General features: G+C 71.8%; 25 protein-coding genes. 10 read left to right on the forward strand and 15 right to left on the reverse strand.

Features of this window, described 5'->3' with window-relative positions:
• Positions 1 to 10 precede the first annotated feature (10 nt).
• Complete coding sequence (locus tag OG371_RS20705) at positions 11 to 940, reverse strand: glycosyltransferase family 2 protein (RefSeq protein ID WP_329071606.1); 930 nt, start codon at positions 938 to 940, stop codon at positions 11 to 13.
• Between the two features lie 18 nt (positions 941 to 958).
• On the opposite strand from OG371_RS20705, the gene OG371_RS20710 reads away from it, so the two are divergent.
• The 3 genes from OG371_RS20710 (at position 959) to OG371_RS20720 (ending at position 4,386) form a co-directional block, all read left to right on the forward strand.
• A complete protein-coding gene (locus OG371_RS20710) occupies positions 959 to 2,029 on the forward strand; it encodes a glycosyltransferase family 4 protein (protein ID WP_329071609.1) in 1,071 nt (356 codons plus the stop codon).
• 126 nt (positions 2,030 to 2,155) lie between these two features.
• Positions 2,156 to 3,286, forward strand: coding sequence for a glycosyltransferase family 4 protein (locus OG371_RS20715; protein ID WP_329073223.1), 1,131 nt, complete (start codon positions 2,156 to 2,158; stop codon positions 3,284 to 3,286).
• 236 nt (positions 3,287 to 3,522) lie between these two features.
• Positions 3,523 to 4,386: a glycosyltransferase family 2 protein gene (locus OG371_RS20720; RefSeq protein ID WP_329071611.1), complete on the forward strand. Its 864-nt coding sequence runs from the start codon at positions 3,523 to 3,525 to the stop codon at positions 4,384 to 4,386.
• 65 nt (positions 4,387 to 4,451) lie between these two features.
• Here the strand turns inward: OG371_RS20720 and OG371_RS20725 are convergent, their stop codons facing one another.
• Positions 4,452 to 4,892 carry a hypothetical protein gene (locus OG371_RS20725; RefSeq protein ID WP_329071613.1) on the reverse strand — a complete coding sequence of 147 codons (441 nt, stop codon included), beginning with the start codon at positions 4,890 to 4,892 and terminating at the stop codon, positions 4,452 to 4,454.
• Between the two features lie 142 nt (positions 4,893 to 5,034).
• On the opposite strand from OG371_RS20725, the gene OG371_RS20730 reads away from it, so the two are divergent.
• Together OG371_RS20730 and OG371_RS20735 are read left to right on the forward strand one after the other, a co-directional pair.
• On the forward strand, positions 5,035 to 6,114 hold the full coding sequence (locus tag OG371_RS20730; RefSeq protein WP_329071615.1) for an NDP-sugar synthase: 1,080 nt from the start codon (positions 5,035 to 5,037) through the stop codon (positions 6,112 to 6,114).
• A gap of 2 nt (positions 6,115 to 6,116) precedes the next feature.
• On the forward strand, positions 6,117 to 7,028 hold the full coding sequence (locus OG371_RS20735; RefSeq protein ID WP_329071617.1) for a DNA-3-methyladenine glycosylase family protein: 912 nt from the start codon (positions 6,117 to 6,119) through the stop codon (positions 7,026 to 7,028).
• A gap of 18 nt (positions 7,029 to 7,046) precedes the next feature.
• On the opposite strand, the gene OG371_RS20740 is transcribed toward OG371_RS20735, so the two are convergent.
• The 7 genes from OG371_RS20740 to OG371_RS20770 form a co-directional block, all read right to left on the reverse strand.
• Positions 7,047 to 7,334 carry a hypothetical protein gene (locus tag OG371_RS20740; RefSeq protein ID WP_329071619.1) on the reverse strand — a complete coding sequence of 96 codons (288 nt, stop codon included), beginning with the start codon at positions 7,332 to 7,334 and terminating at the stop codon, positions 7,047 to 7,049.
• Positions 7,335 to 7,841: 507 nt separating this feature from the next.
• Positions 7,842 to 8,195: a GntR family transcriptional regulator gene (locus OG371_RS20745; RefSeq protein WP_329071621.1), complete on the reverse strand. Its 354-nt coding sequence runs from the start codon at positions 8,193 to 8,195 to the stop codon at positions 7,842 to 7,844.
• 10 nt (positions 8,196 to 8,205) lie between these two features.
• Complete coding sequence (locus OG371_RS20750; protein ID WP_329071622.1) at positions 8,206 to 8,352, reverse strand: hypothetical protein; 147 nt, start codon at positions 8,350 to 8,352, stop codon at positions 8,206 to 8,208.
• A 10-nt stretch (positions 8,353 to 8,362) separates the two neighbouring features.
• Positions 8,363 to 8,878 carry an NUDIX hydrolase gene (locus OG371_RS20755; protein ID WP_329071624.1) on the reverse strand — a complete coding sequence of 172 codons (516 nt, stop codon included), beginning with the start codon at positions 8,876 to 8,878 and terminating at the stop codon, positions 8,363 to 8,365.
• Between the two features lie 74 nt (positions 8,879 to 8,952).
• Positions 8,953 to 10,365: a coenzyme F420-0:L-glutamate ligase gene (locus OG371_RS20760; RefSeq protein ID WP_329071626.1), complete on the reverse strand. Its 1,413-nt coding sequence runs from the start codon at positions 10,363 to 10,365 to the stop codon at positions 8,953 to 8,955.
• On the reverse strand, positions 10,301 to 11,293 hold the full coding sequence (gene cofD, locus OG371_RS20765; protein ID WP_329071627.1) for a 2-phospho-L-lactate transferase: 993 nt from the start codon (positions 11,291 to 11,293) through the stop codon (positions 10,301 to 10,303). The genes OG371_RS20760 and cofD overlap by 65 nt, the downstream gene beginning before the upstream one ends.
• Positions 11,290 to 12,039, reverse strand: a complete 750-nt coding sequence (locus tag OG371_RS20770; protein ID WP_329071629.1) for a GNAT family N-acetyltransferase — start codon at positions 12,037 to 12,039, stop codon at positions 11,290 to 11,292. Before OG371_RS20770 ends, cofD begins: the two co-directional genes overlap by 4 nt.
• Positions 12,040 to 12,087: 48 nt before the next feature.
• Here OG371_RS20770 and OG371_RS20775 point away from each other — a divergent pair, with 48 nt between their 5' ends.
• The 3 genes from OG371_RS20775 (at position 12,088) to dapC (ending at position 13,790) form a co-directional block, all read left to right on the forward strand.
• On the forward strand, positions 12,088 to 12,261 hold the full coding sequence (locus tag OG371_RS20775; protein WP_329071631.1) for a hypothetical protein: 174 nt from the start codon (positions 12,088 to 12,090) through the stop codon (positions 12,259 to 12,261).
• Between the two features lie 120 nt (positions 12,262 to 12,381).
• The gene (fdxA, locus tag OG371_RS20780; protein ID WP_329071633.1) at positions 12,382 to 12,702 is read left to right on the forward strand and encodes a ferredoxin; all 321 of its coding nucleotides are present in this window, start codon (positions 12,382 to 12,384) and stop codon (positions 12,700 to 12,702) included.
• Positions 12,699 to 13,790: a succinyldiaminopimelate transaminase gene (dapC, locus tag OG371_RS20785; RefSeq protein WP_329071635.1), complete on the forward strand. Its 1,092-nt coding sequence runs from the start codon at positions 12,699 to 12,701 to the stop codon at positions 13,788 to 13,790. Before fdxA ends, dapC begins: the two co-directional genes overlap by 4 nt.
• A 348-nt stretch (positions 13,791 to 14,138) precedes the next feature.
• Here the strand turns inward: dapC and OG371_RS20790 are convergent, their stop codons facing one another.
• Positions 14,139 to 14,759, reverse strand: a complete 621-nt coding sequence (locus tag OG371_RS20790; protein WP_329071637.1) for a TetR/AcrR family transcriptional regulator — start codon at positions 14,757 to 14,759, stop codon at positions 14,139 to 14,141.
• 81 nt (positions 14,760 to 14,840) lie between these two features.
• Here OG371_RS20790 and OG371_RS20795 point away from each other — a divergent pair, with 81 nt between their 5' ends.
• The gene (locus OG371_RS20795; RefSeq protein ID WP_329071639.1) at positions 14,841 to 16,271 is read left to right on the forward strand and encodes an FAD-dependent monooxygenase; all 1,431 of its coding nucleotides are present in this window, start codon (positions 14,841 to 14,843) and stop codon (positions 16,269 to 16,271) included.
• 97 nt (positions 16,272 to 16,368) lie between these two features.
• On the opposite strand, the gene OG371_RS20800 is transcribed toward OG371_RS20795, so the two are convergent.
• The 3 genes from OG371_RS20800 to OG371_RS20810 form a co-directional block, all read right to left on the reverse strand.
• Positions 16,369 to 17,349, reverse strand: a complete 981-nt coding sequence (locus OG371_RS20800) for a CHAD domain-containing protein (protein ID WP_329071641.1) — start codon at positions 17,347 to 17,349, stop codon at positions 16,369 to 16,371.
• Positions 17,350 to 17,514: 165 nt separating this feature from the next.
• Positions 17,515 to 18,495 carry a 2,3,4,5-tetrahydropyridine-2,6-dicarboxylate N-succinyltransferase gene (gene dapD / locus OG371_RS20805; protein WP_329071642.1) on the reverse strand — a complete coding sequence of 327 codons (981 nt, stop codon included), beginning with the start codon at positions 18,493 to 18,495 and terminating at the stop codon, positions 17,515 to 17,517.
• A 28-nt stretch (positions 18,496 to 18,523) separates the two neighbouring features.
• On the reverse strand, positions 18,524 to 18,967 hold the full coding sequence (locus tag OG371_RS20810; protein WP_329071645.1) for a hypothetical protein: 444 nt from the start codon (positions 18,965 to 18,967) through the stop codon (positions 18,524 to 18,526).
• Between the two features lie 43 nt (positions 18,968 to 19,010).
• Between OG371_RS20810 and dapE the strand changes: the two genes are divergently transcribed.
• Positions 19,011 to 20,084: a succinyl-diaminopimelate desuccinylase gene (dapE, locus tag OG371_RS20815; protein ID WP_329071647.1), complete on the forward strand. Its 1,074-nt coding sequence runs from the start codon at positions 19,011 to 19,013 to the stop codon at positions 20,082 to 20,084.
• Between the two features lie 63 nt (positions 20,085 to 20,147).
• Here the strand turns inward: dapE and OG371_RS20820 are convergent, their stop codons facing one another.
• Together OG371_RS20820 and OG371_RS20825 are read right to left on the reverse strand one after the other, a co-directional pair.
• Positions 20,148 to 21,200, reverse strand: a complete 1,053-nt coding sequence (locus OG371_RS20820) for a chitinase (protein ID WP_329071649.1) — start codon at positions 21,198 to 21,200, stop codon at positions 20,148 to 20,150.
• 228 nt (positions 21,201 to 21,428) lie between these two features.
• Positions 21,429 to 22,361 carry a M28 family metallopeptidase gene (locus OG371_RS20825; protein ID WP_329071651.1) on the reverse strand — a complete coding sequence of 311 codons (933 nt, stop codon included), beginning with the start codon at positions 22,359 to 22,361 and terminating at the stop codon, positions 21,429 to 21,431.
• Positions 22,362 to 22,369 lie beyond the last annotated feature (8 nt).

Consider the following 22,369-nt stretch of genomic DNA (forward strand, 5'->3'; position numbering starts at 1 on the left):
CTGGCTCAGCTTAAAGGCCAGCCCATGCCTCCCAGATCGCGCCTCGGCCGAGCGCGGCGATCCGGGTGATGCGACGGCGTGCCAGCAGCGCCGACGGGAGTCTCGCGGCGACCTCGGCGAGCACCCGTGCCCGTAGCCGCGGGTCGAAGTTGGCCGCAGCCGGTCGCTTTCGGCGAAGCGGCAGCACGGCCGTCAGCGCGGCGAACCGGGCCAGCTCCCGCGCGGCGACCCCCGCCGGGGCACAGCGCAGCAGCATGAGCAACCGGTTCCGCTCGTTCCAGCGGTGGAACAGCGGCGAGCCGGGGTTGGTGCTCGCGCCGTGCAGATGCCGGACGCGGGCCTGCTCGGCCGCGACGACGTGCCAGCCCGCGAGCCGCAGCCGCCACGCCGTGTCGGTGTCCTCGTAATAACAGAAAAAAGCCGCCGGGACCCCGCCTGCCTCGCGCACCGCGTCCGCGCGCAGCAGGGCGGCGCCGCCGCAGAAGCCGAAGACCTCGTCGGTGTGTTCGGTGAGGTCCGCGCCGTGGCCGTCGGCGGTCAGGCGGACGCCGGTGGACTGCGTGGTGCCGTCGGCCAGCTCCAGCCGCGACGTGACGGCGGCGGCCAGCGGCTGCTCGTCGAGGGTGTCCTCCAGCGTGGCGAGCCAGCCGGTATCGGGGGCCGCGTCGTCGTTCAGCCAGGCCACGAGCGGGGTGCCGACGTGCTTCAGCGCCGTGGCCATCGCGCCCGCGTAACCGGTGTTGTGGCGCAGCCGGAGGACCCGCGGCCGGGACGGGTGGGCGGCGAGCAGGCCGGCCGTGCCGTCGTCGGAGGCGTTGTCCACCACCAGCGTCCGATGTGGACGGGTCTGGGCGGCGAGGGCGTCGAGGCAGGCCGTGACGTGGGCCGCGCCCCGCCAGGTGACCACGACGACGGTGGTGCTGGGCTCCGCGCTGGTCACCTGGGTGAGAATAGCGGCGTGCCCGAACTGGTAGTGCTCGCCGAGCAGCTGCTCGCCCCCGTCCCGGGTGGTACGGGCCGGTACACCGCCGAACTGCTCCCCGCGCTGGCGCGCACCGCGCCGCCGGGGTGGACGGTGTCGAGCGTGGTCGCGCGCCACGCGGATGTCACGGCCGCCCAGGTCGAGGGCATCGAAGGACCGCGCGTGCTGAAACTCCCGCCCCGCGGGCTGATCGGGCTCTGGCAGCTCGGCGTGCCGTGGTGGCCGGGCGGCGACGCGGTGCACGCGCCCACGCCGTTCGCCCCGCCGCGCGCGCCCGCCGGACGGACACTCACCGTGACCGTGCACGACACCGTGCCGTGGACGCACCCGGAGACGCTCACCGCGCGCGGCGTCAGCTGGCACCGGTCGATGATCGCGCGGGCGGCGCGGCGCTCGTCCGGGCTGATCGTGCCGACCCGGGCCGTCGCCGACGAGCTGGCGGTGCTGGTGGACGTGACCGTGCCGGTGCGCGTGGTGCCCCACGGCGTGACCGTGGCCAAGGGGTCGGCGCCGCTGGACCTGCCGGAGCGGTACGTGCTGGCCGTCGGCACGATCGAGCCGCGCAAGGGCATGGACGTGCTGGTGGACGCCGTCGCGCAGCTCGGCGACGTCGCGCTGGTGATCGCCGGGCAGCCCGGCTGGGGCGCGATCGACCCGGTGCGCATGGCGGCCGAGCGGGGCCTGTCCGACGTGCGGGTGCTGGGAAAGGTGACCGACGCCGAGCTGGCCACCGCCCTGCGCGGCGCGAGTGTGCTGGCCGTGCCGAGCCTCGCCGAGGGCTTCGGTCTCCCGCTGCTGGAAGCGATGGCCGCGGGGGTTCCGGTGGTGCACACCGACGTCCCGGCGCTGGTCGAGGTCGCGGGTGGCGCGGGGGTGGTGGTGCCGCGCGGCGACGTCCCGGCGCTGGCCGCCGGGCTGCGTTCGGTGCTGGCGTCCCCGGACCGGGCGGCGGAACTGGCGCGGCTCGGCCGTGAGCGGGCCCGCGCGTTCACCTGGCGTGCCGCCGCGGAAGCCGTGTGGGCCGCGCACCGGCGGCGCTCCTCGTGAGTGTTCATGACGGTTAGAACCGTCCGGAACACTCACGAGCATTCCCAGGCGGGGAGCAGTTTGTCGGTTCCTCACCATCGCCCGCTGTCACGGTCGTACTCTGCTCACGTGACCGGTGATCCCCGAGTGCTGATCGACGCGACCGCGGTGCCCGCGGACCGGGGTGGCGTCGGCCGGTACGTGGACTCGCTCGTCGCGGCGCTCGACCAGGACGGAGCGCGGCTCACGGTCGTCTGCCAGCCGCGTGACCTGCCGCTGTACGACCGGCTCGCGCCGAGTGCGCGGGTGGTGCCCGCGTCGCCGTCGACCTCGACCCGCACGGCCCGGCTGACCTGGGAGCAGGCGACGCTGCCGAGGCTGGTGCGCAAGCTCGCCGCGGACGTCGTCCACTCGCCGCACTACACGATGCCGCTGGCCAGCGGGGCCGCTTCGGTGGTGACGCTGCACGACGCGACGTTCTTCACCGACGCCGTGCTGCACTCGTCCGTGAAGGCCCGGTTCTTCCGCGCGTGGACCTCGGCCGCCCTGCGCCGCGCGACGATGTGCGTCGTCCCGAGCCAGGCCACGGCCGACGAGCTGGCGCGCGTGAGCCCGGTGCGGCGCGCGGAGCTGGAAATCATCCACCACGGCGTGGACACGGAACGCTTCCACCCGCCGTCCCCGCAGGAGATCGCGGCGGCCCGCGCGGCGATGGGCATCGGGCGGACGCCGTACATCGCGTTCCTGGGTGCGCTGGAGCCGCGCAAGAACGTGCCGGCGCTGATCCGCGGCTACGCCCGCGCCGTCTCCGGCCGCGCCGACGCGCCCGCCCTGGTGCTCGCCGGCCAGCCCGGCTGGGACACACAGGTGGAGCGCGCCCTCGACGGCGTGCCGCACCGCCTGCGCGTGATCCGCGCGGGCTACCTCCCGTTCGGCACTTTGGCCGGCTTCCTCGGCGGTGCGGAACTGGTGGCCTACCCGAGTCTGGGCGAGGGCTTCGGCCTCCCGGTTCTGGAGGCGATGGCCTGCGGCGCCGCCGTGTTGACCACCCGCCGCCTCTCGTTGCCGGAAGTCGGCGGCGACGCGGTGGCCTACTGCGGCGTCGGCGCGGGCGACGTGGCCGCTGCGATTACGGAGCTGCTCGCTGACTCCTCCCGCCGGGCTGAGCTTGCTGCGGCTGCGCAGCAGCGGGCCAAGGAGTTCTCATGGGCTACGACCGCGGAGCGGCATCGTGAGGCTTATGGCAAGGCTTGGGCGCGGCACTTGCAGAACCGCTGAGGGGCCGTTGCTGGAGGTGCTAACTTCCTAAGTGCGAGGCCTCGGTGGGGCCGAGTATGTGAGCCTGCGATGCGTCCGGACGGTCGTCTCGCAGGCTTTTCGCTTTTGCCGGACCGAGTGCGGGAACGACGGGTATTGCCCGCCGAGGACGGAGTCGACGAACGCGTACACAGTCACCCTCGGTGTGCGGGTTGGTCCGTCGCAGTTGCAGTCGGTGACCGGGGGACAATGGCCCGGTGACAGAGCACCCCAGCTACGGCGACGGGCTCGCCGTCGTGACCGTGACGTACTTTCCCGGCGAGACTCTCGAGAAGTTCCTCGACACGCTCGAGAAGGCGACTGACCGGGAGGTCAAGGTCGTCGTCGCCGACAACGCGTCCACGGATGGCGCGCCGGAGCAGGCGGCGGAGCGCGAGAACGTGCAGCTGGTCAGCATCGGCGAGAACGTCGGTTACGGCACGGCCGCCAATCGCGGCGTCGCGGCGCTCGACGACAGTTACGGCTGGATCGTCGTGGTGAACCCGGATCTCGAGTGGGAGCCCGGATCGCTCGACGCGTTGCTGGAGGTCGCGCAGCGGTGGCCGCGCGGGGGCGCGTTCGGGCCGCTCATCCATGACCTCGACGGCACCGTGTACCCGTCCGCGCGGCTGCTGCCGTCGTTCGGCCGCGGGATCGGGCACGCCGTGTTCGCGAAGATCTGGCCGGGCAATCCCTGGACGCGCCAGTACCGCCAGGAGACCGGCACCCCCGTCGAGCGCACGTCCGGCTGGCTGTCCGGCTCGTGCCAGCTGTTCCGGCGCGAGGCGTTCGACTCCGTCGGCGGCTTCGACACTCGCTACTTCATGTACTTCGAGGACGTCGACCTCGGCGACCGGCTCACGAAGGCCGGCTGGCTGAACGTCTACGCGCCGTCGTCCAGCGTGATGCACATCGGTGGCCACTCGACGGCGCGCGCGTCCGCGAAGATGCTTCGCGCGCACCACGCCAGCGCCTATCGCTACCTCGCCGACCGGCACCAGGGCCTGCGCTGGAAGCCGGTGCTGGCCGCGGTGAAGCTGGGCCTGGCCCTGCGCGTCAAGCTGGAGACCCGAAAGGGCTGACCCGGTCAAGAAAATCAGGCGGCCCGGAGATCACCGGGCCGCCTGATTTTCTTACGCGAATGGGCTCACAGCCCGTCGAGGCGGCGGGACAGGTTCGAGCGGCCGTTGTTCTGCTGGACCGTCGGGACGAGCCCGGTCAGCTCTTCCTCGGTCGGCTCGCGCAGCGGGCTGGGCACGGGCTTCGCCTGCGGCCGCGGCACCAGGGGAGTGGTGACCTGCTGCGCCGCAACCGGCTTGGTGGCCTGCTCGGACGAGCCGCCCGGCATTTCCAGCGGTGTGGTCGGGTTGTAGCCGGCCAGCGGGTGATCGTTCTCCTCGATCAGCGACGCCGGCAGCTGCGTCGTCGTGTCGGGGTCCTGCTGGTCCAGCCCGGCGACCACGGCTCTGGCGATCTGCTGGGTATTGGAGGCGTCCATCGGTGACGTCATGTTGTCCGGCGTCACCACGAAGGCGCCGCGGGAACGAGCACGTGCGAGCAAGGCGTCCGCGCGATCGCGGGGGTCCATCCCCTCGGCCTCCCGACTGACCCGGGGCCCTCTGGGGAAAGGCCCACCTGTTTCCTGTCTAGGGTAGGCCCTCGGAGCCCGCGCCGTCAGGGTTTCCCACGGCTTGTCGCTGAGCGGCGCGTGATAAAAGAGGAGTTTTTCTGTGACGACCGAGCTCGAAGTCGACGCCGTCGTGCTGGTCGGGGGCAAAGGCACCCGCCTGCGGCCGCTCACCCTGTCCGCGCCGAAGCCGATGCTGCCGACGGCCGGGACCCCTTACCTGAGTCACCTGTTCTCGCGCATCCGCGCGGCCGGGATCCGCCACGTCGTGCTCGGCACCTCGTACCGCGCCGAGGTGTTCGAGGAGTACTTCGGCGACGGGTCCGCGCACGGCCTGGAGCTGGAGTACGTGGTCGAGGACGAGCCGCTGGACACCGGCGGCGCGATCCGCAACGTCTACGACCGGCTCCGCGCCGAGCACGCGATCATCTTCAACGGCGACATCCTCTCCGGCGCCGATCTGCGCGAGCAGCTTCAGACCCATGTGGACTCCGGCGCCGACGTCACCCTGCACCTGCAGCGCGTGCCCGACCCCAGCCGGTTCGGCTCGGTGCCCACCGACGCCGACGGCCGCGTCCAGGCCTTCCTCGAGAAGACCCCGAACCCGCCGACGGACCAGATCAACGCCGGCTGCTACGTCTTCCGCCGCTCAGTGGTCGAGACCATTCCGGCCGGACGGCGCGTGTCCGTGGAGCGCGAGACGTTCCCGGGCCTGCTCGAGGCCGGCGCCCACCTGCACGGCTTCGTGGACTCGTCGTACTGGCTCGACGTCGGCACGCCCGAGGCGTTCGTGCGGGGCAGCGCCGACCTGGTGCGCGGCATCGCGCCGACGTCCGCGCTGGCCGGCCCGACCGGCGAATCGCTGGTGCTGGACGGCGCGCGGGTCGCCGACACGGCCGTCGTTTCGGGCGGCTCGACGATCGGCGCGAAGGCCGAGGTGGCCTCCGGCGCGACGGTGACCGGCTCGGTGCTGTTCGACGACGCCGTCGTCGCGGAAGGGGCCACTGTGGAGCGTTCGGTGCTGGGCCGCGGTGCGCGCGTCGGCGCGGGTGCCGTGCTGCGTGGCGTGGTGGTCGGCGATGGCGCGACGGTCGGCGCAGGCTGCGAACTGCTCGACGGCGCCCGTGTCTGGCCCGGCATCACGTTGCCCGACGGCGGCATCCGCTTCTCGAGCGACGCGTAACGATGCGCAACCACGCTGTGGCGTTGTGGCGGCCGCCGTTCACGCTCGACCCGGGCTCGGTGCTCGGGCCGCTCAGCCGTGGGCGCGGTTCGCTGAACTTCCAGCGTCACCGCGGTGTCTGGTGGCTGGCGGCGAACACGCCCGCCGGCCCGGGCACGCTCGCGCTGCTGCACCGCCCGGACGGCGACATCGAGGCCGAGGCCTGGGGCGATGGCGCGGGCTTCCTGCTCGACGGCGTCCCGGCCCTGCTCGGGGCCGACGATGACGACACGGGTTTCGTCGCCCACCACGACGTGATCGCCGAGGCCCGCCGTCGCTTCCCGGGCCTGCGCCTCGGCGCGACCGGCCGGGTGTGGGACTCGCTGGTGCTCGCGGTGCTGGAGCAGAAGGTGGCGAGCCCGGAGGCGCTGCGCTCGTGGTCCGAGCTGTGCCGGTGGTTCGGCACCCGCGCGCCGGGCCCCGGGCCGGACCGCCTGCGCGTGCCGCCGGACCCGCTCGCGATCCGGTCCATTGTGGACTGGAACTGGCACCGCATCGGCGTCGACCTGAAACGCCGGACGGCGCTGATCAACGCCGCGCGCGTGGCACCCCGGCTCGAGGAGGCGGTGGCACTGCGGGGCGTCGCCGGGCGGGCGCTGCTGCGGAAGGTCCCGGGCATCGGCGTCTGGACCGCGTCGGAAATCGCCCAACGCGCCTGGGGCGACCCGGACGCAGTCAGCTTCGGCGACTACAACATCCCGTCGATCGTCGGACACACCCTGCTCGGCCGCAAAATCGACGACGAGGGCATGGCGGACGTGCTGGCGCCTTATGCGCCGCAACGCCAGCGGGCCATCCGTTACCTGGAGGTCGCCGGGGCGCGTAAGCCTCGGTTCGGGCCGCGTATCGAGCTGCGTGACTATCGCGCGATGTGAGGCCTCGCTCGGGTTGAGTCAGTGGGGTTGCTGGGGGTTCTGCTGCCCGCCGGGGGCTTGGCCGTACTGCGGCGGCTGACCGGGTTGCCCGTACTGCGGCGGCTGCTGCGGATACTGCTGCTGTGGCGGGTACTGCTGGTACTGCTGCTGCGGATTTTGCTGCTGCGGCGGATAACCGGGCTGCTGCTGCGGCGGGTACGGCGGCTGCGGAGTCGACTTGTTCGCCCTGACGATCCGCAACACCACGATGATCGCCAGCGCGATCACCGCCAACGCCGGAACGACAACAACCACGAGATGACTCAAGGCCACACTCCTCTTTCTGATTCCTGAAAACGAACGGCGACCGCAGCGGGTCGCTCCTGGTCAAAGCTGCTCGGGCGGCTGCTGATTCGGCGGTTGGTCCGCTGCCTGCTGGTCCGATGGCTGCTGCGGCGGAGTTCCTTGCTGTGGCGGCGGAAATCCTTGCGGTGGAGGAAACCCCTGCGGTGGCGGACCAAACCCCGGTCCAGGCGGCGGATAGCCCTGCCCGGCCTGCGCCGGGTAGCCCTGGCCGCCATGGGGCGGATACCCCGGATACCCCGGATACCCGGGCCCAGCCTGCGGCGGATACCCCGGCCCAGGCGGATACCCAGGCCCACCCTGCCACGGTGGGCCCTGCTGCTTCTTGTGCCCCGACCCCCGTACCCCCAACACGATCGCGGTCACGACCCCGGCCAAAGCCAGGAAGATCAGCAGGATCAGCACATGCCACGGCTGGATCGCGTTCACGGAATGAGCACCCCTCTCGCCGAGACGCCCATCGTAGGGGTCTCAGCCCAGTGCCGCCTTCGCGATGGCCAGGGCTTCGGCCGGGGCGAGGCCCAGGCTGCGGGTCACGGCGGCGTATTCCTGGGCTGCTTCGCGGGCTCGGGAGCGGCTTTCGTCGCCCGTTGAGCCGACGAAACTGCCTGCGCGGCCGCGGGTTTCGATCAGACCGGCCTCTTCCAGCTCGCGGTAGGCGCGGGCGACGGTGTTGGGCGCGACGCCCAGGTCGGCCGCCAGACCGCGGACCGTGGGGAGCTTGGTGCCGACCGGCAGGGTCCGGTCGTTGATCTGCGCGGCGAGCGACGAGCGCACCTGCTCGTACGGCGGCACCGGCGAAGCGCTGTCGAAGCTGACGGTCACCCCGCCCACCCTAGCGGCGCCGCTGCTTGCGCAGCCGGATCACGATCGCGACGATCAGCGCCAGGAAGGCCAGCCCGAACCCGGCCAGCACCACCCACAGGCCGATGTAACCGCCGTCGCCGGTGTGGATGTGCGGGCGGGCCAGGAAAAGGTCCATGCCAATCAGTCTAACCGGACGAAACGGCCGCCCTGATCAATTCGCCCAGGTCCGCCGAATCCGCCGGGAGGGCGTCGACCGGCCACCAGCGCAGGTCGTCCGACTCGTCGCTGCGGACGGGTTCCGCGCCGGCCGGGGCGCGCACCACGTAGCGGACGTCGAAGTGCCGCGTCGGCAGGCCGAGCGAGCAGGTGACCGGGTGGACGTCCAGGTGCACCGGCTCCGCGCCGATGCGCAGGCCCGTCATGCCGGACTCCTCCGTGGCCTCCCGCAACGCCGCCCCGGCCAGCGAAGCATCCGACGGCTCGCAGTGCCCGCCCAGCTGCAGCCACCGTCCGACGCGCGGGTGCAGCGTCAGCAGCACTCGCGTCCCGGTCGAGTCCAGGACCACGGCCGACGCCGTCAGGTGCCCCGCTTCGCACGAACGGCGGCAGGTGTCGTCGCGCGAGGCGAGGAAGCCGAGGAACGCTTGCCGCAACGCCTCCTGCGAGGTCGACGACGGCGTCCAGGAAGTCAGTGTCGCCACGGCATCCGAGTGCACTGCGTCGGTGAGCGCGCCACCCGACAAAGCTTCTGCGTCCACGGCGCCGACCGGCCCGCTCACAGCTCGACCAGCCCGTCACCGGCCGGCCGCGGCTCCCGCGCCGGCGGCGGCCCGCCAGCCGGGTGTCCGATCGCGACGGCGCCGAGCGGCTCCCACCGCGAGTCCAGCCCCAAGGTCGACCGCACCAGATCCGCCGCGAAGATCGTCGAACCGATCCAGCACGAGCCCAGCTCCTCGGCCGCCAGCGCGACCAGCAGGCCCTGCACCGCGGCGCCCGCGGCGACCGTGAACATCGTGTGCTCACAGTCGTTCCGGCGCTGGTCGCGGTAGGTGTGCGCGCCGTCGGGCACGAGGAACGGGATGACCACCTCGGGCGCGTTGTACAGGATGTCGCCGCGGGAGAGCCGGCGCGCGATCTGCTCCTCGGTGAACTCGTCGCCGTCCAGGTCGCCGCGCCAGGAGTCGCGCATCGCGTCGAGGAGTTTCTTGCGCAGCCCGGCATCGCGCAGCCAGACGAACCGCACCGGGTGCGTGTGGTGCGGCGCGGGCGCGGTCAGCGCGGACGCGACGGCGCCGCGCAGCACCTCGGGGTCCACCGGCTCGTCGCTGAACGAGCGCACCGATCGCCGGTGCGGCACGGCCTCGCGCCGGCCCTGCGCCAGCGCTTCGTTCGTGCCCATGCGGAAGAGGTCTTCGTCGACGGGCCGGATCAGGTTCCGCGCGGTGGAGCCGTCGTCGGTGAGGGTCAGCCCGCGCACCACGGCCACCGGCAGGCTGCCGAGCTTGCCCTTCACCAGGTCCGCCGCCGCGGCCAGCTCGTCCGCCACGGCGATCTCCGTGACGGCCAGTTCGTTGCCCTGCGAGTCGATCTGGCCGGCGTACGCGTGCAGCACGCGCAGCCCGGACGAACCGATCGCCGCATCCGTCTGCCCGACGCGCCAGGCCCGGCCCATCGTGTCCGTGATGACCACGGCCACCTCGACGCCGAGCCGTTCGCGCAGGCCGTTTCGCAGCGCCAGCGCGGACGCGTCCGGCGCGGCCGGCAGCAGCGCGACCTCGTCGCCCCGCACGTTCGACGCGTCGATTCCCGACGCCGCCTGCACGATGCCCAGTGGGTTCTCGGTGATCAGCGTGCGCGCCACCCGCGCGACGACCCGCACGGACTCCTGCTCGATCAGCGCGCGGCGCGCGGCGTCACGGGCTTCGGGATCGGTCGGCACCCGCACGAGGCGGCCTTCGATCTTCGACACGACCTTCGAGGTGACGACCACGACGTCGCCCGAGCGCAGCCACGGCGCCGCCGCGACGATCGCGCCGGTGAGGTCGTCGCCGGGCCGGAACTCGGGCAGCCCGGCCACGGGCAGGATCTCGATCTTCGCCGAGGCGTGGTCGGCGAACTCGGGCTCAGTCAAGGGAAACTCCCGCAACGTCGAAGGCCGCGCGCGCCATCGCCGCGGTCGCGTCCACATCGGACATCAGCAGCGGCACCGCGCGGACGGTCACGCCCGGCACGGTCACGTCGTGGTCCTCTTCGGCGACGAGCCAGCCGTCGAGCACGCCGCCGTCCTTGCGCGCGCCGTAGTGCCGGCCCACCGCCTCGGCCGAGGTCTCGACGCCGATCGCGGTCAGGCACGCGTCGGCCATGCCGCGCAACGCCTTGCCGCCGATGATCGGGGAGACGCCCACGACCTTGGCCCGCGACTTCACCAGCGCCTCGCGCACCCCCGGCACGCCCAGCGTCGTGCCCACCGAAACCACCGGGTTCGACGGCGCGAACAGCACCAGGTCCGCGTCGCCGATCGCTTCCAGCACACCCGGCCCCGGCTTCGCCTCGTCGTTGCCGACCGAGACGATCGAGTGCGCCGGCGGCCCGGCCTTGTAGCGCACCCACCATTCCTGGAAGTGCACGGCCTTCTGCTGGTCCGGCTGCTCCGGGTCGTCGATCACGACGTGGGTCTCGACCCGGTCGTCCGACATCGGCAGCAGCCGCACGCCGGGCTGCCAGCGGTCGCACAGCGCTTCGGTGACGGCCGAGAGCGGGTAGCCCGCGCGCAGCATCCGCGACCGGATCAGGTGCGTGGCGATGTCCTTGTCGCCCAGCCCGAACCAGGTCGGCTCGGCGCCGTACGCGGCCAGCTCCTCCTTCACCACCCAGGTCTCGCCCGAGTGGCCCCAGCCGCGCTCGGCGTCGATGCCGCCGCCGAGGGTGTACATGCAGGTGTCGAGGTCCGGGCAGATGCGCAGCCCGTGCATCCACACGTCGTCACCCGTGTTCACCAGCGCGGTCACCTCGTGCGGCGACTCGGCGGGGCCGATCGCGGGCATTCCCAGTGCGGCCTTCACCCCGAGCAGGAACCGGGCGCCGCCCACCCCGCCCACCAATACGACGATCTTCACGACTGCGGATCCTCGCACGCGCCGGGGCCCGGGCCCCAATACCGGTACCTGTGGTGCTCCGTACAGCCCAGCCCGGAATACAACGCGAGTGCGCCGGCGTTGTCCAGCGCCACTTGCAGGACCCACTGCCCGGCCCCGTGCTCGCGGCCCCAGGCGGCCAGCGCGTGCATCAGCGCCGACGCCAGCCCGCGGCGGCGGAACTCCGGCCGTACCGCCAGCCGGGACACGTGCAGCCAGTCGTCCACCACGGCGCCGCGCACGGCCCCGGCGGTGACGCCGTCGACCTCCACCACGCCGTAACCCACCTTCCCGGTGGTCAGCACGTGCCGCTCGGCGTCGCCCGGCTCCTGGCCGCCGGCGGTCAGCTCCCACCACGCCGGCGTCGGCTCGTCGAGCACCTCGCCGTCCGGCGCGGGCCCGTCCGGCAGCGGCCCGGTGAGCACCGAGACCCGGTGGCCCGCGGCGTGCTCGGTCCACTCGACCCAGCCCGCTCCGGCCACCGCGCGCTCGATCGCGCCGTCCTCGATCACCTGGACGACCGCCGGGATCGCCTGATCGTGGGCGAAGTCACACACGGCTTTCAGCGCCTCGGAGATCGCGATCCCGGGGTCCCCGACGGCGAGTGCGCTGTTCGCGCGGCCGGTGAAGCCGTCGGCCCAGCGCAGCCGCCACTGCCCGAGCGGGCGCTCGAGGACCGGCGGCCAAGCCCGCGCGCAGACGATTTCAAGCTTTTCCGAGTCGTTCACGGTTAGATTGTGACTGAGACTCCGGCCCGAATCACCGCAGGAGAACCGATGAGCTTGGCGCGCAAGGACGACCGGCACAACGAGGACCTGGTCGAAGAGATCGCCGACGGCTTCAAGCGAACGCTGAAGGAGCCCGAAGGCGAGGGGAAGCCGAAGAGCCCCGGCTTCGTCATCACCGGTGACGCCCGGTCCGCGCCGAAACCCCGGCGCCGGGACCGCTGACCGGGCCGTCTCCGGGCCATACCAGGGGTATGGATAAGGGTTGCCTAATCACCACCAGGGGTGCGGGAAGCGCGTAATGTCCGCAGCGACTGGCTAAGCAGAGAAAAGCAGGAGTACGCAGTGACCTACGTGATCGCCGAGCCCTGCGTCGACGTGCTCGACAAGGCGTGTATCGACGAATGCCCCGTGGACTGCATCTACGAGGGCGACCGGATGCTGTACATCCACCCGGACGAGTGTGTCGACTGCGGTGCCTGCGAACCGGTCTGCCCGGTCGAGGCCATCTACTACGAGGACGACGTGCCCGACAACTGGTCGGACTACACCAAGGCGAACGTCGACTTCTTCAACGAGCTCGGCTCGCCCGGCGGCGCTTCGAAGGTGGGCAAGACCAGCAACGACCCCGCCTTCATCAAGGCGCTGCCCCCGCAGGGCGAATGACCGCGGCGAAACTGCCCGACTTCCCCTGGGACTCGCTGGCCGGCTTCAAGGCCCGCGCGCAGGAACACCCCGGGGGGATCGTCGACCTCTCCGTCGGCACGCCGGTGGACCCGGTGCCGGCCGGGATCCGTGACGCGCTGGCGTCGGTGTCGGACATCCCGGGCTACCCGGCCACGCACGGCACTCCCGCGCTGCGCTCCGCGGCCATCGCGGCACTCGGCCGCCGCCACGGCATCGAGGGCATCGAGCCCGACGCTGTGCTGCCGACGATCGGTTCGAAGGAAGCCGTGGCCTGGCTGCCGCGGCTGCTCGGCTTCGGGCCGGGCGACCTGGTCGTGATCCCGGAGCTGGCGTACCCGACGTACGAGGTCGGCGCGCTGCTCGCCGGCGCCGAGGTGGCCCGCGCCGACGGCCTCACCCAGCTCGGCCCGCGGCGCCCCGCGATGATCTGGCTGAACTCGCCGTCCAACCCCACCGGCCGGGTGCTCGGCGCCGACCACCTGCGCAAGGTCGTGGAGTGGGCGCGCGAGCGCGACGTCATCGTGGTGTCGGACGAGTGTTACCTCTCGCTCGGCTGGGAGGCCGAGCCCGTGTCGGTGCTGCACCCGTCTGTCCACGGTGGACGGCTCGACGGGCTGCTCGCCGTGCACTCGCTGTCGAAGTCGGCGAACCTCGCGAGCTACCGCGCGGGCTTCGTCACCGGCGACCCGAAGCTGGTCAAGAACCTGCTGGAGATCCGCAAGCACGCCGGCATGATCGTGCCACGCCCGGTCCAGGAGGCCATGGTCGCCGCCCTGACCGACGACGAGGCGCTGGCCGCCCAGCGGGAGCGGTACCTCCGCCGCCGGGTCGTGCTGCGCAAAGCGTTGCAGGACAACGGTTTCGAGATCTCGCACTCCGAAGCGGGCCTGTACCTGTGGTCCACCCGCGGCGAAGACTCGCTGACCACCGTCGGCTGGCTCGCCGACCGCGGCATCCTGGTGGCGCCGGGCACCTTCTACGGCCCGACGGGCGGCAAGCACGTCCGCGTCGCGTTGACCGCCACTGACGAACGCATCGACGCGGCTGCCGAGCGTCTCGCTTCCTGAACCGCGTCGCTATTCCGCCCGCTGAACCGGGGTCGCCAAGGACAGCAGAGACCTTCGGTTCCGCGGCGTGAGCCGTTGGCGGGCGCGGCAAAATACGGTGGGGCAGGCGCGGCCGGGACGGTGTGTGGGCGGCGTGGTGAGTGTCCGGGTTTCCGAGGCCGCGCCGGTTGAGTCCGAAGCTCGTCTCTGGCTGAGCTGCTGCAGCGAGCCGCGACGGTCAGCGGCTACGGACGGGCCGTAGCCGCCGGATCAGGGTGTTCTCGGCGATCGGCCTCCCGGCAATGCCGGGCATCGCTTGATGACCGCAGCCGGTCTCGGGCGCAGCGTCGGTCTCCTGAACCGCGTCGCTCAGTAGTCGCGGCCGGTGAAGCCGCGGTAGACGAAGCGGGTGAGGGCTTCGATGGCCTCGTCGTCGGTGGGGGCGGTCCAGCCCTGGGGTTCTGGAGCGAGCAGCCACATCTGCGCGAAACCGTCGATCAGCTGGTACATCATCGCGACGCTGGTCTGGGTCGTCGCGGGCAGCCGGTGGCCGGCGGCGGTGACCTGGTCGAGGTGGTCCGTGATGTCGGCGGCCTGGGCGACGCCGAAGCTGGCGAACGTCCGCGCGAAACCCTCGTTGACCATCGACGCCTGGCGCAGGGCCTGCATGGTGACCGCGTTGGCGCGGTAGAAGTTCCAGTACTGGCGCACGTGCCAGCGGACGGCCGCCGGGTCGGTGAAGTCGGACAGGTGGCCCGTGTCGGCCGCCTGCTCGTCGCTCGACGCGGCCAGGTCGGCCAGCAGCGCTTCGAGTAGCTCTTCCTTGCCCGCGAAGTGGTTGTAGAACGAGCCCGCGGCGCGGCCGGCCTCGGTCGTGATGTCCGTGATCTTGGTGTTCAGGTAGCCCTTGCGCGCGAACACGCGCTTGGCCGCCTCCTTCAGCGCGGTCTCGGTCTCGGCGGCCTTTTCCTTGCGGCTCGTCGCCGTCATGCGGCACCTCCCTTGACAGGAACGCTAGCAGCGCGCATCCTGAATGCAGATTCACTGAATCATAATTCACTGGAGGGGAACATGGACACCACGGTGCTGATCGCGGGGGCGGGCCCGACCGGGCTGACGCTGGCCATCGAGCTGGCGCGGCGCGACGTCGACGTCCGGCTGATCGACAAGGCCGACACCTACTTCGCCGGCTCGCGCGGGGACGGGCTGCAACCGCGCACGCTGGAGGTCTTCGAAGACCTCGGCGTGCTGGACGCGGTGCTCGCGGCCGGTTCACCGCAGTACCCGACGAAGGTCTACCTGGACGGCGAGTACGTCACCGAGCGGTGGATGAGCGAGCACGTCGAGCCGACGCCCGCCCTGCCGTACCCGAACATCTGGTTCCTGGGCCAGTCGCAGACCGAGGGCATCCTGCGGGCGCGGCTGGCGGAGCTCGGCGTGCGGGTCGAGCTGGGGACGGCGCTGACCGGCTTCACGCAGGACGAACTCGGCGTGACGGCGGTGCTTTCGCGCGGCGGCGGCGTCGAGGAGACGGTGCGAGCGGCTTATCTGGTCGGGGCGGACGGTGGGAAGAGCGTCGTGCGCAAGACTTTGGGGATCGCGTTCGAGGGGACCACGGACGAGTCGATCCGGATGCTGCTCGGGGACGTGCAGGCCGAAGGTCTGGACCACACGGCGGCGTACTGGTTCGCGCCCGCGGCGAAGCTCATGGAAGGCGTCATGTTCACGCCGCTGGCCGGCACGCCGCACTTCCAGTTCGGCGCGCCGCTGGGCGACGGCGACCTGGCGGCCGAGACGTCGCTGACCGCGTTGCAGGCCCGGCTCGACTCGGTTTCGGGCGGCGGGATCCGGCTGCACGACCTGGCCTGGTCCACGGTGTGGCGGCCGAACATCCGGCTGGCCGAGTCGTTCCGGCGCGGGCGCGTTTTCCTCGCGGGCGACGCCGCGCACGTCCACCCGCCGACCGGCGGCCAGGGGCTGAACACCGGCGTGCAGGACGCGTACAACCTGGGCTGGAAGCTCGCCGACGGCTCACCCGAGCTCCTGGACAGCTACGAGCCCGAGCGCCGGACGGTCGCCGCCCGCGTGCTCGGGGTGTCCACGGAGCTGATGGAAAAGTACGCCGACGGCGACGAGGAAGCCCACCGCCGCGGCCCCGAAACCCAGCAGCTGGACATCACCTACCGCGGCGGCCCGCTGGCCGAGCTCGCCACCGGCGAACTGCGCCCCGGCGACCGCGCCCCGGACGCCCCGCTCACCGACGCGAACGGCAAACAACTGCGGCTGTTCGAGCTGTTCCGCGGCCCGCACGCGACCGAACTGGTCTTCGGCGACGGCCCGGTGGACGCCGGTTTCCCGGGCTACCGCATCCTGCCCGCCGGCTCCACGGCAACGGGCACGGACCTCGTCGACGCGGGCGCGCACGCGTACGCCGCGTACGAAGCCACGCCTGGTCGTCGCGTGGTGGTGCGGCCGGACGGGTACGTCCGGTCGATCGCCTGAAATTCGCCGCCGTGCCCGCCGAAGCGCCCCAATGTGGCGTTGGTTGCGCTCAACGCACCGAACGCCACATTGGGGCGGTCGAAGTGACCGCGCCGGGTCAGCCGGGGGTGTGCGTGGCGAGTGCGGTTTCCCGGATCCGCGCCCAGACGGCCGGCCAGGCGGCGCGGGCCTCGGTGCGCTTGCGGAGTTCGTGTTCGGCGATGCGGCCCGCGACGAAGCCGAGTTCGGCGTCCGCGGCGGGCAGGAGGGCGCGGACGCGGTCGGTGGCCACGACGGCGTCCTGGTGGTCACCGAGCACGGTCTGGAGTTTGCGGGTCGCCTTCACCAGCGCGGCGAGCTTCGCGGCCTGCTTCTTCTTCGCCGACGAGCGGGCCAGCTCGGCGTTGTAGCGGAGTTTCTTGCCGTGGATGCGCAGGGCGTGCAGGTCGTCGTCCGGCGGGTCGGCGGGGAGGGCGCGCACGGCTTTCGCCAGGCGGCGGTACGGCTTGCGGACGTCGGCGATCAGGTCGCGATCGGCGGTCGGGGTCTCGTCGATCTCGTGGTCCGGGGCGCGGGTGAGCTGGGCGACGCTCTGCAGCAGGCTCGCGTAACGGGCGCTGGACAGGGCGCGCGTGAGCCGCTTGCGGGCGGCGGAGCGCTCAGTGACGAAGGCCGACACCAGACGGCGGCCGGCGGGCTGGTCGCGGACCTCGAACGTCGCGATCACCTCGCGCAGGTGGCCGATCAGCACGTCGTAGTCCCGGACCTCGCCGAGCGACTGGCCCAGCCAGCCGAGTTCGGCGCGCGCCCGCTCGGCACCCGGGCCGACCAGCGCGCCGGACGTCTTCAGCACGCTTCGCATACGCCGCAACGCGACGCGCATCTGGTGCAGGTCTTCCGGGTCGGCGCCGGCGCGGGTGCCCGGCTCGCGGGCCAGCAGCTCGCGCAGCTCGTGGTCGAGCTTCGCGCGGATGTGCGTGGCCGCCGGGTCACGCGGCCCGGCCTTCGCGGGTTCGTCGGGCAGGCCCAGCTCGGCCGGGGTCGTCGGCTTCGGGGCACGGCGGCGGACGGACGTCGCGGGGGCTGCTTCGGCGGTCATCACCTGAATGGTAGGTGAACAAGCTGCTCGTCGGAACGGCGAAGGCCGTGCTCCCGTAAGCGAATGCGCTCCTCAGACGGGCTGGGGCAGGTGAATGACACGTGAACATCAACGACGAAGGGCGCGCTCCCCGCCGGGGGAGCGCGCCCTTCGAAGAGGCCGGGTTCAGTTCGCGTGCAGGGCCGCGTTCAGCTCGATGCCCACGCCGGTGCGGGCCACGACCTCGACGGCGCCGGTGGCCGAGTTGCGGCGGAACACCGCGCCCGAGATGCCGGAGATCTCCCGCGCCTTGACGGTCTTGCCCTCGACGACGACCTTGGTGCCCGCCGTCACGTACAGGCCGGCCTCGACGACCGAGTCGTCGCCGAGCGAGATGCCGACGCCGCCGTTCGCGCCGATCAGGCAGCGCTCGCCGATCGAGATCACCTCGGTGCCGCCGCCGGACAGCGTGCCCATGATGGACGCGCCGCCGCCGACGTCACTGCCGTCGCCCACGACCACACCGGCCGAGATGCGGCCCTCGACCATCGACGCGCCGAGCGTGCCGGCGTTGTAGTTGACGAAACCCTCGTGCATGACGGTGGTGCCGGACGCGAGGTGGGCGCCGAGGCGCGCGCGGTCCGCGTCGGCGATGCGCACGCCGGTGGGCAGCACGTAGTCGACCATCCGCGGGAACTTGTCCACGCCGTACACGGTCACGGCGCCGCGCGAGCGCAGCCGCAGCCGGGTCTGCTCGAAGGCCTCGACCGGGCAGGGGCCGTGGTTGGTCCACACGACGTTCGCCAGCAGGCCGAAGATGCCGTCGAGGCTCTGGCCGCGCGGCTGGACCAGCCGGTGCGACAGCAGGTGCAGCCGCAGGTAGACGTCGTGGGCGTCGGTGGGGGCGTCGGCCAGGCGGCCGACCGTCACGCGCACCGCGACGACCTCGACACCGCGGTCGGTGTCCGGGCCCAGCAGCGTGGCGGCGGCGTCGCCGAGCAGCTCGGCGGTCTCGGCGGCGGAGAGCCGCTCGGTGCCGCTCGTGCCGGCGTCGGTCAGCTTCGGGTGCGGGTACCAGGTGTCCAGCACCGTCCCGTCGGCGGTGACGGTGGCCAGCCCGACGCCGACGGCGCCGGTCGTTTCGGGGTCAGGAGTCTGCTCGCTCACGCTGGTCACGGTAGCCGAGCGACGCGCCTCAACCCGTGGTGGCCTGCTGGTTCACGAGTTTCTTGATCGAATCCAGGGCCGCGGCGATGTCCGTGAGCGCCTTCGTGCAGGTGCCGCCGGGGGTCGGCACGGTGGTGCAGCCCGCCGACCGGAACGAGTTGACCGCCTGGTCCAGGCCACTGGCCTCGCCGTCGAGCGGCCGGTCGACGGTTTTGCCCGCCTGCGCGCGCTGGTGCACGGCGCCGGCGGTGCCGCCGACCTCCGTGACGTATTTCTCGCAGCCCTTCGGCAGCTGGGTCTCCGGGCTGCCGTAGCAGGCGTCGGCGGACAGCGCGTCGAGCTTGATCGGCAGCGCGTCCGGGCCGACGGGGCCGGGGTTCGGGCCGGGGGTGGGGCCTGCCTCGTGACCGCAGCCGGCGAGAGCCAAGGCCAGGATGCCGCTCAGGGCGACCAGGGAGCTTCGCGTGCGCACGTCCCTCACGGTAGCCCTCGCGCCCGCTCGGTACGGTGCCGGTATGACCTCGCTCGAGCTGCGCGCCGATCCTGCCGACCTGACTGCCGCCCTCGTGGACGTGTTCAGCGTGTCCGGGCACGAGGCCGAGCTGGCGGACTCGGTGGAGGCCGCGTTGCGGGAGCAGGCGCCGCACCTGGAAGTGGTTCGCAACGGCGACGCCGTGCTCGCGCGTACGAACCTCGGCCGCCCGTCGCGGATCGTGCTCGCCGGGCACCTGGACACGGTGCCGCTGAACGACAATCTGCCGTCCCGCCGCTCGGGCGCTGGCGACGAGGAGACGGTGCACGGCCTCGGCTCGGTCGACATGAAGGGCGGCGACGCCGTCTTCCTGCACCTCGCCGCGACGCTGGTCGAGCCGCGGCACGACGTCACGTTTGTCTTCTACGACAACGAGGAGGTCGAGGCCGTGAAGAACGGCCTCGGGCGCATCGAGCGCGAGCTGCCGGAGTGGCTGGCGGGCGACCTGGCGATCGTCGGGGAGCCGTCGAACGGCGTGATCGAGGCCGGCTGCCAGGGCACCCTGCGGGTCGAGGTCCGCAAGAGTGGCACACGGGCGCACACCGCGCGGGCGTGGATGGGGGAGAACGCGATCCACGCGCTTGCCGAGCCCCTGCGCCGGCTCGCGGAGTACAGCCCCCGCGTGGTCGACATCGACGGCCTGACCTACCGCGAGGGCCTCCAGGCCACCGCCATCTCCGGCGGGGTGGCCGGCAACGTCGTCCCGGACGCCGCCGTGCTGACCGTCAACCACCGCTTCGCGCCCGACCGCAGCGCGGCACAGGCCGAGGCCCACGTGCGCGAGGTGTTCGACGGGCACGATGTGTCCCTTGTGGACATGTCGCAGGGCGCGCTGCCCGGCCTGTCCGCGCCCGCCGCCGCCGAGCTGGTGGCCGCCGCGGGCGGCCGCGCCGCCGCCAAACTGGGCTGGACGGACGTCGCGCGGTTCGCCGCCCGGGGCATGGCCGCGGTCAACTTCGGCCCCGGTAACCCGACTTTGGCGCACACCCAGCAGGAGAACGTCCGGCTCGCGGAGATCCGTCAGGTCACCGACGTGCTGCGCAAGTTCCTGGGCTAGCACCAAGGGCTCGTGAGTGTTTATGACGGTTCTAACCGGCACAAACACTCACGAGTCCTGGGATCAGCGGCCTTCGAGGGACTTGACGTTGTTGCCGAAGGTCCAGCCCTTCGAACCGTCCCAGTTCAGCGACCAGGTCATCAGGCCCTTGATGCCGGAGACCGAGCCGTACGCCTGCGAGACGAGGTCCGGGGTCATGTAGCCGCCGCCGGCGCCGGACTGGGCGGGCAGGCCGGGGACCTGCTTGTCGTACGGGACCTTGACGGTGGTGCCCTGCACGGTGAGGCCGTTGTCGAGGCACTGGGTCTGCTTGGTGAAGCCGGTGACGGTGCCGGCCTCGTAGCTGTCGCCGGAGCAGCCGTACATGCTTCCGTTGTAGTACTGCATGTTCAGCCACCACAGGCGGCCGTTGTCGGCGTACTTCTTGATGATCGGCAGGTAGGAGCCCCAGATCGAGCCGTAGGTGACGCTGCCGCCGGTGACGTACGCGGTTTCCGGCGCCATCGTGAGGCCGAAGTTCGACGGCATCTGCGCCAGCACGCCGTCGATGATCCGGATCAGGTTCGACTGCGACGCGGACAGCGTGTTGATGTTGCCGCTGCCGGTGAGGCCGGTCTCGATGTCGATGTCGATCCCGTCGAAGTTGTACTGCTTGAGGATCGGCACGATGGTGCTGACGAACTTGTCCGCCACCGTCGACGAGCTGAGGTCAATGCCGGCCGTCGCGCCGCCGATCGACATCAGGATCGTGGCGCCGGCCGCCTTCGCGGCGCACATCTCGGCCGGGGTCGCGACCTTCACGCCGGTGTCCATGCCGTCCTGCCACAGCACGGTGCCGTCGGACTGGATCACCGGGAACGCGGCGTTCAGCACGTTGTAGCCGTGGCCCGCGATGTCGGGGTTGGTGATCGGCGTCCAGCCGAGGCCGGGGTGGACGCCGTTCGCGGCACCGTCCCAGTTCTCCCAGTACCCCTGGAGAACCTTGCCCGACGGCCGCGATTTCACCGCGCAGGTATCGGCTTGAGCGGACGCTCCGGCGGGCGCGGCCCACATCATCGGGACGGCGAGCAGCGCAGTTAGCGCGGCCCCGAACACACGTGACTTCCGAGTGAACATACCGGCTCCCGTCTCGAGAACAGCCCGTCGGCGTTGTCGAAGAACGGTAGGCGCCCCACTCGGCGGTTGACTACCTACGAACGGGTGGTCTAGACAACTAAGGCGGGTCTGGCCGGGCGCAGGGGGCTGGGCCGGGCTGCCCGGATCCGCGGGCCGGGCGGGAGTGGCGAACGCCGCGCCGTCACCCCATCCGGCTGAGGGCCGGGCGAGGTGACGGCGGGCGCGCACTCACGTGGTCGCGAGTTTCCAGACCGCGTAGCCGACCGCGTCGCTGTTGTGTTCCAGCGGGGCGTCCGGGATGTTCGAAACGGTGTCGCACGAGCGGTGGTAGCAGTTGTCGAACGCGGCGCCCGCGGTGCCGCCCCACTTCTGTTGCTGGGCGGTGGTCTTCACGTCACCGGCGCCGGTCGCCAGGCCTCCGACCGGGATGCCCGCGCTCTTGAACGACGCGTGGTCCGAGCGGCCGTCGCCTTCGCTGTCGCCCTCGGTCTGGATGCCGATGGACGTGAAGTACTCGTCGAAGACCGCCTTCACCGAGGCCACGTCGTCGTAGACGAAGTAGCCCCAGTTCTTCGAGCCGATCATGTCGAAGTTCAAGTAGGTCTTGATCTTCGCGCGGTCGGCCGAGGACAGGCTGCTGACGTAGAACCGCGAGCCGCGCATGCCCGACTCCTCGTCGGCCCACCACGCGAAACGCACGCGCTTGGCCATGGCGGGGTCCGTGCGCGCCAGGGTCAGCGCGACTTCGAGGATCGACGCGCTGCCCGAGCCGTTGTCGTTGATGCCCGGGCCGGCGCTCACGCTGTCGAGGTGCGCGCCCAGCATGAGCACCTGGTTCGCGTCGCCCTTCGGCCATTCCGCGATCAGGTTCTGCGTGCGGCCCGCGCAGCTGGTGCAGGTCTGCCGCGTGACGGTGTAGCCGGCGGCCTGCAGTTTCTGCTCCACATAGGACACTGACGCCGCGTAACCACCGCTGGCCGAGCGGTTCCCGCCGTTCTGCTGGGCGATGGCCTGCAACTGGTTCAGGTGCGTTTTGATGTTCGCGAGCGAGATGTCCGGGGCCGGCGCGGCGACGGCGGAGTGGGCGACCGCGGGCGTCAGCACGCCGAGGGCCAGCGTCAACCCGGTCAGGCCCGCGACGGCCTTCCTCTTCCATTCCATGGGTTTTC

It is taken from the genome of Amycolatopsis sp. NBC_01480, assembly GCF_036227205.1.
Taxonomy (GTDB): domain Bacteria; phylum Actinomycetota; class Actinomycetes; order Mycobacteriales; family Pseudonocardiaceae; genus Amycolatopsis.